The following is a 12,019-nucleotide window of genomic DNA, read 5'->3' as shown; positions in this document are numbered from 1 at the left end:
TCAGTCCCATAGCTGGACCAGCGGCCGGTTGACGGCCGTGGCGGTGGTGGTGATTTCGGGGAGATCCACGGCGGTGCCGTGGGGCAGCACCGGGCCGTGCTCGCACAGCCCGGGATTGAGTTCCAGGGCGCGCTCGACAAGACCCGCAGTGCGACCCAGGTGGCGCCAGCACAGCGCGTCCAGCGTGTCGCCCTGGCGCGCATGGACGCGCATCAGATCAGCTCCACGGTCATGCGCGGCGTGGCCTTCAAGTCGCGGATGGCCCAGCGCATGTCGCGGCGCAACTCGTCGATGCTCGGCGACAGGTCATCCGCACGCTGGTTCCCCGCCGCGGTCGCGTCGTAAGAGCGATAGCGCTCGGCGACTTCGGCGGCCGCTGCGCACGTCACGGCGCGCAAGTACAGTTGAACCAAGCGCGATGTGCCGTCGATGGAAGGGGCAGGAACGTCCCGCAACGCTGCGTAGCCGCCGGCTAGTTGCTTCGCCTTCCACTCGGGCAGTTCATCGTTGACCGTGATCACCGCGTTGACGACAGCGGCGCGCAGGCGCTCGGACGCGATGCTGCCGTCCAGGCGGATCCGCTGGCGCAGCGCGACCGGATCGATCGGCGGCCAGAAGCCGTCGTTCTCGATCGGAGCCTCGGTGCTGGCGCTTCCGTTGGCGATGAATCCGCTCATGGCATGCTCTGTTGGTCGCCGGTGGTCGGGGCGTCACCGCACGGGAAAGAGAACCGTGCGGATCGGCCCCGAGCCGGCGGGGTGCGTGGGGACGCTCGGTTAGCTGCTGGCGCCGGCGTTGGCCGGGGGCACAGCAGCGTGTTTCTTCAGCAAGCGCTCGGCGCGCTCCAGATCCTTCTTGCCGCCGCAGCTGCCGTGCAGCTCGATGGCCCGCTTCAGATGGTCGATGCTGGCCGCCAGGTCTGCGGCCGGCGGCGGCGCATCGTCCGTGCCGTTGGCCAGCAGCGCTCGACCCAGGGCCAGGCGCAGCTTGGCGCGGACTTCGTCGGGCATGTCCTGGCCCACGGTCAAGGTCGCGGCGTGATCGAGCACGCTCACGTCGAAGGTCTCGCCGATCCGTTGCGCCTTCAGCGCGGCCTCGGCGATCTCCTCGGCGACCAGGCAGCCGGTGGTGCGCGCGAATCGGTCGGGCATCGCCATGTTGTGTTTCAGCACGTACTCGGCGATGACCAGCCCGGACCGATAGTCGGCCACGTCGATGCACCAGAGCATCATCGTGGTGACCACTTCGTCCGGCGTGCCGTGTCCGCCCTCGATCACGCCGCCGACATAGCTGGCGTAGGCGGGCAGCATTTGGCGTTTGAGCTCCGCTTTCGCTTCGTCCGACTGCACCTGCTTGAGGCGCAATCGGTCTTGCTGCAGCATCGCCATATGCTGCTCGTAGGCAGTGGCGCCGGCCATCAACTGGTTCGGCGCCCTACCGGCGGCCTCCTGGGCCGCCAGCACGCGGTTGAAATGACGCTTGGCGGGGGTATCGGCCATGTCGGTTCCGTCCTTACGGCTGGGGCAGGATTTCGATGTTCTCGACCACGCAGCCGAGGCCGTAGTCCTCGATCACGTACGCGTCGTTGGACGACTCGTAGTTCGCGATTCGATTGGCCTCGGGCTCTTCCTTGATGTAGCGACGGCGGCCGCCGATCTGGAAGTAGATCGACAGGTTCTTGAGCGAGGTGATCAGGATCGAACCGTTCGGGATGTACGGCACCTCAGCCATCGGCAGGCCACCCGCGCGGTTCTGCGACAGGATGATGTCGGTGGCCAGCTTCTCGGTCGCCGGCTGGTCCTTGTTGACCTGCGGGAAGTACTTGTCGTGCACCAGCTGGCGACCGACGATCACGACCAGCGACGGATCCTTCTGATGCCACGGATCGATCAGCGAGCTGACAGCGTCGTACACCAGCGCATCGAGGTTCTTGTAATCGCCAGCGGCGCCGATGGTGACCTTGTTGTCGACGGTGCCGGCGTCCTTCATGACCCGCGCCGGCGCGTGCGTGCGGTACTGCTGCAGCCAGCCGATGTTCACGTCCTGCAGCAGCGGGTTGGCGGCGCGATTGGTGGTGGCCGCGGCGCTGGTGCCGTTGAAGCCGATCATCAAGCGGTCCAGCGCCTGGCGCATGGCGATCGCGTCGCGCAGGCGGCTCTGGAAGTCGGGAAAGCGCGACCAAGTGTCGAGCAACGCGTACTTAATCGCGGTGTCGAAGTCGGTGTGAACGGCCTGGTAGCCATTCGCATCGAGCGCGGCCACGTTGCGCGGCTCACGCTTCGCGCCGGTGTCGGTGTCGGTCCGTCCCGCGATGGTGCCGCTCACACCCAGGCCGACCTTCTGGCCCTGCAGTTCGTCCACGCCAAGGACGTTGATCTGGCGCAGGAACTCGCTGGATTCCTGGATGCGGGTCTCCAGGCGCTGCTGGATCGAGGGCTCGACGGCGAAGGTCGCGGCGGTCGAATCCACGCCGTTGAGCTGTGCGATCTGGGTGGTGAAGGCATTGAACTGCTGACGCGTGTCGTTACGCATGGAGTGCTCCGGGGAATTCGGCGGGATGTGTTAGTGGGCGGGGAGCGGTGGCTCAGCAGTCGGTCAGTTGCGCCGACTGCGTGCCCGTGGCCGCCGGGCGACGCGCCTGGCTGTGGTCGGCGGTGCCTTCCAGCTTGGATTTCAGCGAATTGAACTCGCCGCCGAGCTTCTGCAGTTCGTTCTTGAGATCGACTCTTTCGCGCTCGGACACTGCGAAGCGCTGTTCCTGATCGCGTAGGTGCTTGGCGATCTCGGTCAGGGCGCTCCCCACCTGGGCGAAGTCGACGGATGCGCCCGGCGCCGGCGTCGGCGCCGGCGTCGGCGCGGACTCCGGCGCCTTCGGCTTCAGCAGGTTCTCCAGGCGCGTGAAGAAGCCTTCGACCACGCTGGGCTTGTCCTCGAACTCCTCGAACTCGATGTCCGATTCGATCGCGACGCTGAACACGTTGGTGGGCTTCTGCTTGCGCGCCTTCAGCGGGCTGGCGTCGGGGTTCTTGGCCGCGAACTCCAGCATCTCGGTGCCGAGGCTGGCCGGACTGTCGGTCACGCCGAGGCCGATGAGATAGGCGGAGCCTTTGCCGGCGAAATCGGGGTCCACCTCGATCGAGCAGTAGATCTTCTGGCCGGCTTTGTTCATCGCGACCAGCTCGTCGGTCGGCTGGATCTGCGCGAACAGAGCCAGGCAATCCTTGCCGTCCAGCTTGACGGTCTCGGTTTTGACCGCGATCACGTCACCCTGGCAGCGGAAGCCCCAGTCGGGGTTCAGGCCACGGATGTGCTCGATGAAGATGCGGGCGCCGTACTTGTTCGGGTCGTACGAGCTCGCGATCTCCGACAGCCACGTGCGTTCGATGACCCGACCGTCGGAAGTCGCGCCTTCGACGGCGACACGAAACCACTTCGAACGGAACTTCTTGGCTTTGTCCGACATGCTGTCCTCTGCGCTTTTCGGGGCTCGATGCGAATGCATCGCTAGAGGTTTCATGGTCGGCAGCAGCGACAGCAGCAGCAACGCGGCCAGCATGTAGCCGCGGGCGATACACAGGCCAAAACTGTCTGGTTGATGGGGCGGTTGGCACGCTGTTCGCATGAACAGCGTTGCCGCCCAACTCCCGATGGATACGCGCCGACAGGCCAAGTTCCTGTACTGGATGGGCTGGCGTATATGCGAGATCGCGGACGCGACCGGGGAGAAGGACAAGACTCTACACAGCTGGAAGGCCCGCGACGAGTGGGACCGCGCTGACAACGTTGAGCGGATCGGCGGCGCCCTGGAGGCGCGCCTGGTCCTGCTCATCATGAAAGACGGAAAGTCCGGTGGGGACTACAAGGAAATCGACCTGCTGCATCGCCAGCTGGAGCGCCAAGCGCGGATCCAGCGTTTCCAGGGCGGCGGCACCGAAACCGACCTCAATCCGAACCTCGCCAATCGGAACGCCGCGCCGAAGAAGAAGCCCAAGCGCAATGAGTTCAGCGAAGCCGAGGTCGAACGGCTCGAACAGGCGTTCATCGACGGCTGTTTCGACTATCAGCGCGATTGGTACCGGGCGAGCAACCAGCGTACTCGGGCGATCCTGAAGTCACGTCAGATCGGCGCGACGTTCTATTTCGCGCGCGAGGCCCTAATCGATGCTCTGAAGACGGGCCGCAACCAGATTTTTTTAAGCGCCTCGAAAGCGCAGGCGTTCTTGTTTCGCGGCTACATGCAATCGTTCGTGCGCGAGGTGTTGGACAGGGATCTTTCCGGCGGCGACAGCATCGTGTTGCCAACCGGCGCCGAACTATTCTTCCTGGGCACCAATGCCCGCACGGCGCAGGGCTATCACGGCAACTTCTACTTTGACGAGTTCTTCTGGACGTGCAAGTTCGATGAGCTGAACAAAGTCGCCTCGGGCATGGCGATGCACAAGAAGTGGCGTAAGACCTATTTCAGCACGCCGTCGAGCATGGCCCACCAGGCCTATTCCTTCTGGACCGGTCAGCGGTTCAACAAGGGAAGGCCAACCGCGCAGCATCTCAAGATCGACGTTAGCCACGACGCGCTCGCAAGCGGGCGGCTCTGCGAAGACCGGTTGTGGCGCCAGATCGTGACGATCATGGATGCCGAGCGTCGCGGCTGCGACTTGTTCGACATCGAAGAGCTGCGCCGCGAGTACAGCGCCGACGCTTTCGCGAACTTGCTCATGTGCGAGTTTGTGGACGACGGCGCCAGCATCTTCCCGTTGACGATGCTGCAGCCGTGCATGGTCGACAGCTGGATCGAGTGGGCTGACGACTACCGGCCGTTCGCGCAGCGCCCGTACGGCGACCGGGCGGTGTGGATCGGCTACGACCCGGCGGACACCGGCGACACCGCCGGCATGGTCGTGGTGGCGCCACCGCTGGTGCCGGGCGGAAAGTTCCGGCTTCTGGAGCGGCACCAGTTCCGCGGGATGGACTTCGCTGCCCAGGCCGAGACGATCCGCAAGGTCACGCAGCGGTACTGGGTGACCTACATCGGCATCGACACCACCGGCATGGGCTCTGGCGTCGCTCAGCTGGTCAAACAGTTCTTCCCGAACCTCACCACCTTCAGCTACTCGCCGGAGGTGAAAACGCGCCTGGTGCTGAAGGCCTTCGACGTGATCCACAACGGCCGCCTGGAGTTCGACGCCGGATGGACCGACGTGGCCCAGTCGCTGATGGCCATTCGCAAGACGATGACGGCGAGCGGGCGCCAGATGACGTACACCGCCGGCCGCACCGATGAAACCGGCCACGCCGATCTGGCGTGGGCACTCTTTCACGCCCTGCACAACGAACCGCTGGAAGGCCAAAGCGGCCGCAATACCGGCGTCATGGAGATTATGTGATGTTGAACGACGTACCCACCACCGTTGCCGCGGCACCGCCTGCGCGCGTCGAGGCCTTCACCTTCGGCGATCCGACGCCGGTCCTCGACTCGCGCGGCTTGCTCGACTACGTGGAATGCTGGCAGAACGGCCGCTGGTACGAGCCGCCGATATCGCTGGACGGCCTTGCGCGCACCACGCGCTCCAACGTGTACCTGCAATCGGGTTTGGCCTTCAAGCGGAACATGCTGGCGCGCACGTTCGTTCCGCATCGGCTGCTGTCCCGGGACGCGTTCGAACAGCTGGCGCTGGATTGGGTCACGTTCGGCATGGGCTACGTCGAGAATCGAAAGTCCGTCCTCGGCTCACCGATGTCGCTGCAGCCGTGCCTGGCGAAGTACATGCGCCGCGGTGTCGACCTAGAATCGTTCTACATGGTGCGCAGCTGGCGCGATGAGCACGAGTTCAAGCCGGGCACGGTGTACCAGCTGCGCGAAGCGGACGTCGATCAGGAGATCTACGGCATCCCGGAATGGCTGGCGGCACTGCAGTCGGCGTTGCTCAACGAATCGGCGACACTGTTCCGACGGAAGTACTACAACAACGGCTCGCACGCCGGCTTCATCCTGTATCTGACGGACCAGCAGGCTACCGATACCGACGTGGATAAGCTGCGCGAAGCGATGCGCCAGGCCAAGGGGCCGGGCAACTTCCGCAACCTGTTCGTCTACTCGCCTAACGGCAAGAAGGATGGCCTGCAGCTGATACCGGTCAGCGAGGTGGCGGCGAAAGACGAGTTCGGCGGCATCAAAAACATCACGCGCGACGACATGTTGGCGTCGATCCGCGTTCCGCCGCAGCTGATGGGCATCGTTCCGCAGAATGCAGGCGGGTTCGGGTCGATCCGCGACGCGTCGGTAGTGTGGGCGGCGAATGAGTTGGAGCCGTTGCAGGCCCGCCTGCAGCGGTTGAACAATCTGGTCGGCGATGAAGTGATCCGCTTCCGCCCCTACGAACCTCCGGCGCTATAAATATGCGGATGATCCTGTTACCAATTCGCTGCGGAGAGTGCGCTCGCCTGCTGGCCAAGGCTGCGAGTTACGCAGAGTTGCAGATCAAGTGCCCAAGGTGCGGCACGCTCAATCATATGAAGGCCGCGAGCCTCCCGACAGATCGCCAAGAGCGATTCGAAGAAGGCTCGATCGATGAAGAACCAGTTGTTGCAGGGCGACGCCCTCAAGTTGTTGCCGACGCTTGAAGCGGGAAGCTTCGACGCGGTTATTACCGACCCGCCGTACGCAAGCGGCGGCGTCCATGCCGGCGCGAGGCAGCGCGCACCATCGGAGAAGTACGTCAACTCGAAACTGCACGCCGAGTTCGTCGGCGACGAACGCGATCAGCGATCGCATCTACGCTGGATGGTGCTGTGGTTGTCGGAGTGCTCTCGCCTGCTGAAGGAAGGCGCACCGGTGTGCCTGTTCACCGACTGGCGGCAGTTGCCGCTCACCACCGACGCGCTGCAGGCCGCTGGCTTCACCTGGCGCGGCGTGGCGGTCTGGGACAAGACGGAAGGCGTGCGGCCGCAGCTCGGCCGCTTCCGCTCACAGGCCGAGTACATCGTCTGGGGCAGCAAGGGCGCCATGCCGCTCAAGCGACGTGCGCCGGTGTTGCCCGGTGTGATCCGGTCGAAGGTCAGGAGGGATGACAAGCTGCACATGACCGGCAAACCCACCGACCTGATGCGCCAGATCGTGCGGATCTGCGAAGAGGGCGGCCGGATCCTCGACCCTTTCGCGGGCTCCGGCACCACCCTTCTCGCCGCGCAGTTGGAGGGTTACAGCTGGATCGGGTGCGAGCTGACCCAGCACTACGCCGACGTGACGCGCGAGCGTCTGGCCGGGTTGTAGCCGCGCCGTCGTTGCAGTCAATGTTGAGCCGCCCCATGGGGCGGCTTTTTTGTACTAGGCTCGATTAAAGTGCCGATTTTCACCGGTTTCGCGCCTTGTGTAAACCTGAACTGCAGCTTTATGCTAGGTTTGCTAGCGGCTGAATGAATGCGCTGGCTTGTGTTTCTAAGTGCAACAAGCTTTCCATCAATATCTATTAAGGACCAAAGGAATGAGTCTGAAGAATAAAATTTTACTAGGATCGGCAGCAATTCTTGTGCAGCTTGGAATGATCGGTGCCGCTCATGCCGACACCGTTCTTCGCTGTGATAATTGCAGCCCCGCGCAGCTAAGATCGAAAGCGCTTTCATCGCCGTTAGGTTGGACCTATCTGGTGGACTATCCAAACGCGAACTTGACCCTCTGGCAGGTCAGGCACGACGGCGAACTCCGTATGAAGGTCGCAGACCAGGAAGCCGTTGACCCGGCAACCTACAACCGATTCCTATATCTCCTAGACGTTAGCGTGCAAGCGCAGGCGGGCGGCCAAAGTCTGGTTGTGGTGAATGTTAGCCCCGACAACTACAACGGCACGATCTTCACCGATGATCCGTTTGGAGGCTTCTCGAACATCAGCGCCTATGACGTCGTCAAGTCGGTAACTGTACGGAACCAATTAGGCGAGAACATTGCCCGCGCGATGTCCGCAGGCGGCAGCGGCAACGGCGTCTTGACTAACCTCGGCATGACCCTGAACTCCTTCATGATGTCTATGGGAGTCCCCACCGGGTACAAGATCGTAATTACCTGGAGGGATGGAACGAAGACTTCGATGACCATCGACTCCTCAAGTGCGAATCAGGCAAAGTACGTTGCCGGTGAGAGCAAGGACGACAACACCAATCCCATTCCTGACTCTACTGCTTCATCTGGGGACGGCGGCGACATTTTCGCGGGACAGTTTTATTTTGACGATGCTGACAGCCTGCAGAAGTGGTTGGATGCGGCCGTGATGGCGGGCATCCCGATCACTGGCGCTCCGAGTGGCTCCAACAGGCTCAACTGTACGTGGGATGGTCAGAAGCTCGACTGCTCTCACCACTGAGTTTTTTCGCGTAATGCGGCTTCGGGAGGCATGATCATGTTGGGATTAAGTCTTTGGCATTGGTCGATCCTGCTCACAATTGGTGGCGTGATCGCCGTTATCATCGCCATCACACGACGACGCCCACCGCGAGAGTAGTGACAGATTAGGGTCTTCGGAGAGGGCGGCCGGATCCTCGACCCACTCCCCGGCTCCGGCACCACGCTAGTCTCCGCGCTGCTGAACGCTACGGTTGGATCGGGTGCGAGCTGACCCAGTACCACGCCGTCCTAACGCCCGAGCGCATGGCCGACTTGTATCCGCGCCATCGCTAAACCCGCCGCTGAGCCGCCCCAAGGGGCGGCTTTTTTTTGCCGCCCCGCCCCGCGATGGTCGCCGAACGGCCGCTGGCGCGCCGCGTGCGAGGCGTACGGCCCGGACCATCACCCCGAGATCGGTCAACCCGGCTGGCCTGGGCTTTGACCTGGCGCGCGCAGTCATCCCCCCACCACGCCTGCGGGCTACGTACCCCTCTTTTTCCGCACTTCTGCGGGATGCCGTCATGCCGTGCCTGTGCGGCCGCTGGTTGCGTTCGTCGGGGCTGGCCTGGCCTGCGGAACCCTGCGAAGTCGGCGCGCCTTTGCGGCCGCTACAGGCGCGATCGACGCTGCTCTGCCGGCGCCGAATTTTTCGGATGACCATCGGAGCCCGGTTATGGGTTACGACCTTGGCCGACTGAAGGTTATCCGATTGATCTGAAAGCCATTTTCCGATAACCCGCAGGGGTAACACCACGGTTACGCAAAAGGTTATAGATACTCAAGCCTTTGATATTAAAGGCTTTATTGATGCGTCTATGTAACCCTTCAGAAAGGTTACCTAATTACCTCTTCGTTACTCAAATGTAACCTTGAAAATTACCGCCTAAATCATTGATTTAGAACTAAAAATAGGCGCAATTTTCACCCCATAACCTTTGTAACCCGATTCCGGTGGGCATCCGAAAAAATCGTCATAAAGGGTGAGGGAGCCGTCTCCGTTTGGTCTATGCGAACCCTCGCGGCGATCAACGTCGCCGGCAACGGCCGCATGCAGGGCCTGGCCAGGTCAATCGCACCTCGGCAGGCAGTCCAGCCGGACCTGGTCGACGGCACTGCAGGTGCGTCCACTTCGATTGCGGCCGCATCAGGTTCGCTCTTCAGCACCTGGACGGCCGCGACCGCTCTGGACCCTAGGCCGCTACGATCGCAACGCCAAGGAGTATCCAGCTCATCTACGGCGTAACATCAATTCGACAGCACCTGGTCCGTCCAGATCCATGCGCACCACCGCCTTAGAGGAAAGTCTGTGAAAAGCTATGACTCGCGCACATACAGCATTAATGACTTTGTTGAATGGGACACTCAGAAAAAGCTAGAGCTGAATCCAAAATTTCAACGGCGACCAGTTTGGACGCCGAAAGCTAAGAGTTTCCTGATGGACACGATTCTGCGCGGAAAGCCCATTCCCAAGGTTTTCATTCGGCAGAAAATCAACGTCACAACCAAGACGTCCATCCGCGAAGTGGTTGACGGCCAGCAGCGTCTTCGTACGATTCTTTCATTCGTGAAAGATGGCTTCACAGTAAGCAAGCGACAGAATCCAGAGCATGGCGGCTTGCTCTTTAGCCAGCTCGATGAAGAAGTACAGGCGCAGCTTCTGGCTTACGAAGTATCTGTGGATCTATTGATCAACTTGCCTGACCCCGAAATTCTAGATATTTTTAGCCGTCTAAATTCATATGCCGTAGTGTTAAACGAGCAAGAAAAGATAAACGCGGATCATTTCAGCCAGTTCAAAGTTCTAGCAGACCGCATCGGCCACAAGTACAACAGCTATTGGACCGATCAGGGGATATTAACCTCCAATCAAATCATGCGCATGTTGGAGGTAAATTTGGTTGCAGATTTGCTGATCGCAATGCTGGAAGGAATAAAATCAAAAAAGCAAGTCAAGAAGTTTTACGATCAGTACGAAACGACGTTCGAACACGACGCTGATGAACTGGAGGCTCGGTTTGACAGGATAATTGGCGCAATTGGCGAAATCTATCCTGAAGGTTTGTCCGATACAGAGTTTCGGCGGCCGCACCTTTTCTATTCGCTCTTCGTGGCCGTAGCACACCGAGAGTTTGGGGTGTCGAATTTACCGCCTCCACTACCGCCTGGTTACTCGACGCCGCAGGTTGCCAGAAATGGGCTTGAGAGAGTCGAGGTCATATTTGCTGATCCAGACGATAAGTTCCTGACTAAAGATGAGCAGGGTTTTATACAGGATTCGCGCCGCGCAACCACGGACGAGAAGGTTCGAGTGCAACGTTCGGCTTTCCTATTGAAGCTGATGAATTGAGTGATCGACTGTGCCCATCACCACTGCTCTCACGGTCTTTCAGGCTAAGGCTGCGCAATGCGATTCTTTAATAGCAAGCGGACATCGTGCGAATGCTGATGGCGCGCCACTGTTCTCGGCGCTCGATCGAGAGCAGATCACGGTTGCGGCTTTCCTCAATTTTTTCATCGCGTGGGAAGAGTTTGTTGAAACTACATTCGCCCATTTTTTATTGGGCATCCCGACCATCTCTGGCGTGGCGCCAGTTCGTTATGCGAACCCTCCCGGCATTGATGCAGCGAAGAAGATGGTGATTGGTCTCAATAAGTACTTTGACTATTCGAATCAAGAGAACATTAAGAAAGCGGTTGGAATTTACTTCGAGGGCGGATATCCATTCAAGCAGCATATCGACTCCGTTAGCTCCGACCTTTCAGATATGCGAACAATGCGTAATGCGTCGGCCCACATTTCATCTACAACACAGACGGCACTCGAAGGGCTAGCCCAACGCATATTTGGCGCACCCCAGCCGGGCATTACGCTATACACGCTCCTGACTAGCCTGGATCCGCGACTAGCCGATGGAGGCACCGTTTACTCTGGGGCGCGCGACAAGATTTTGGCAGCCGCGGTACTAATCGCTCAAGGCTGAGCCGTCAGCGCTGGTGGCGCTCGCATCCTGCTGCAAGCGCGATCGCATGGCAAAAAAAGCCGCCAGTGCAGTGGCGGCGTGAGGTGATCGCAAGGTTTCGTGGTTGGTTGATGTCGCGAAGGTTGCGCGCTACGACAACTCGGTGCTTATCAATACAGATACCCTTTTAAGAAGTGGAGCACGATCGCGACGGCGACTGGCGCCAGCACGATCAAACGCTGCCTTTTGTCTTTGATGAAGTAGAGTACTTCCAGGCCCGGGCCGTGATGTATCGCAACGCGGCTTCGCGACTAGCGGGCGACATGGCGCTATTCTGCTCACATTCAACGGAGCCCGAATATGACTCGCGGCACGAAGACATTTCTCATGGCCATCGGCTCGGCTGTGGCCGCGTGGGTGGTTGGTCTCTACCTAGTTGGTTCCGCGACGATTCGTCACTTCACAGCGGGCGGCACCGTCGACATGACTGACGCCTCGAAGATTGCACGCGCCCTAGGTGATTCAACATTTAACGCGACGATGAGCTGGGGCAGCGTTACGCTAACCGGCACGCACTGGCCGTTTACTTTTCCTATCCTTTTGGGTTTGGCGGCCTTCGTCCTAGTGTTCGTGTTGCGCGGCAGGCGACCGTCTCAAGATTGATTCTCAACCGGCAACTTAGGGA

The 12,019-nt window shown here is 60.6% G+C and carries 13 protein-coding genes; 8 read left to right on the top strand and 5 right to left on the bottom strand.

Going from position 1 to position 12,019, the window contains the following annotated elements; genetic code table 11:
- From ASD69_RS17970 to ASD69_RS17950, 5 genes are all read right to left on the bottom strand, one after another.
- A complete protein-coding gene (locus ASD69_RS17970) occupies window positions 1-213 on the bottom strand; it encodes a tail protein X (protein ID WP_056181620.1) in 213 nt (70 codons plus the stop codon).
- Window positions 213-677: a head completion/stabilization protein gene (locus ASD69_RS17965; RefSeq protein ID WP_056181617.1), complete on the bottom strand. Its 465-nt coding sequence runs from the start codon at window positions 675-677 to the stop codon at window positions 213-215. Before ASD69_RS17965 ends, ASD69_RS17970 begins: the two co-directional genes overlap by 1 nt.
- A 99-nt stretch (window positions 678-776) precedes the next feature.
- Entirely contained in the window at window positions 777-1,499 is a 723-nt protein-coding gene (gene gpM, locus ASD69_RS17960; RefSeq protein ID WP_056181613.1) for a phage terminase small subunit, read from the bottom strand.
- A gap of 13 nt (window positions 1,500-1,512) precedes the next feature.
- A complete protein-coding gene (locus tag ASD69_RS17955) occupies window positions 1,513-2,532 on the bottom strand; it encodes a phage major capsid protein, P2 family (RefSeq protein WP_056181610.1) in 1,020 nt (339 codons plus the stop codon).
- A gap of 52 nt (window positions 2,533-2,584) precedes the next feature.
- Entirely contained in the window at window positions 2,585-3,463 is an 879-nt protein-coding gene (locus tag ASD69_RS17950; protein ID WP_056181946.1) for a GPO family capsid scaffolding protein, read from the bottom strand.
- 157 nt (window positions 3,464-3,620) lie between these two features.
- Here ASD69_RS17950 and ASD69_RS17945 point away from each other — a divergent pair, with 157 nt between their 5' ends.
- From ASD69_RS17945 to ASD69_RS17920, 8 genes are all read left to right on the top strand, one after another.
- Window positions 3,621-5,384, top strand: a complete 1,764-nt coding sequence (locus ASD69_RS17945; protein WP_056181607.1) for a terminase ATPase subunit family protein — start codon at window positions 3,621-3,623, stop codon at window positions 5,382-5,384.
- Complete coding sequence (locus ASD69_RS17940; protein ID WP_056181605.1) at window positions 5,384-6,394, top strand: phage portal protein; 1,011 nt, start codon at window positions 5,384-5,386, stop codon at window positions 6,392-6,394. The genes ASD69_RS17945 and ASD69_RS17940 overlap by 1 nt, the downstream gene beginning before the upstream one ends.
- Window positions 6,395-6,396: 2 nt before the next feature.
- Window positions 6,397-6,621, top strand: a complete 225-nt coding sequence (locus tag ASD69_RS21390; RefSeq protein WP_343123763.1) for a Com family DNA-binding transcriptional regulator — start codon at window positions 6,397-6,399, stop codon at window positions 6,619-6,621.
- On the top strand, window positions 6,569-7,270 hold the full coding sequence (locus ASD69_RS17935) for a site-specific DNA-methyltransferase (RefSeq protein WP_056181603.1): 702 nt from the start codon (window positions 6,569-6,571) through the stop codon (window positions 7,268-7,270). The genes ASD69_RS21390 and ASD69_RS17935 overlap by 53 nt, the downstream gene beginning before the upstream one ends.
- Window positions 7,271-7,481: 211 nt before the next feature.
- Window positions 7,482-8,354 (top strand): hypothetical protein, encoded by an 873-nt coding sequence (locus ASD69_RS17930; RefSeq protein ID WP_157499305.1) that lies wholly within the window; start codon window positions 7,482-7,484, stop codon window positions 8,352-8,354.
- 1,326 nt (window positions 8,355-9,680) lie between these two features.
- Window positions 9,681-10,721: a DUF262 domain-containing protein gene (locus tag ASD69_RS17925; protein ID WP_162250673.1), complete on the top strand. Its 1,041-nt coding sequence runs from the start codon at window positions 9,681-9,683 to the stop codon at window positions 10,719-10,721.
- Between the two features lie 10 nt (window positions 10,722-10,731).
- The gene (locus ASD69_RS22090; RefSeq protein ID WP_157499303.1) at window positions 10,732-11,355 is read left to right on the top strand and encodes a hypothetical protein; all 624 of its coding nucleotides are present in this window, start codon (window positions 10,732-10,734) and stop codon (window positions 11,353-11,355) included.
- Between the two features lie 339 nt (window positions 11,356-11,694).
- Window positions 11,695-11,997: a hypothetical protein gene (locus ASD69_RS17920; RefSeq protein WP_056181594.1), complete on the top strand. Its 303-nt coding sequence runs from the start codon at window positions 11,695-11,697 to the stop codon at window positions 11,995-11,997.
- Window positions 11,998-12,019 lie beyond the last annotated feature (22 nt).

Origin of the sequence: Lysobacter sp. Root604, from assembly GCF_001427505.1 — a bacterium.
In the GTDB taxonomy this organism is placed as follows: domain Bacteria; phylum Pseudomonadota; class Gammaproteobacteria; order Xanthomonadales; family Xanthomonadaceae; genus Lysobacter.
Note: the sequence above shows the minus strand (reverse complement) of the source record. Positions and strands in the feature narration are given on the sequence as shown.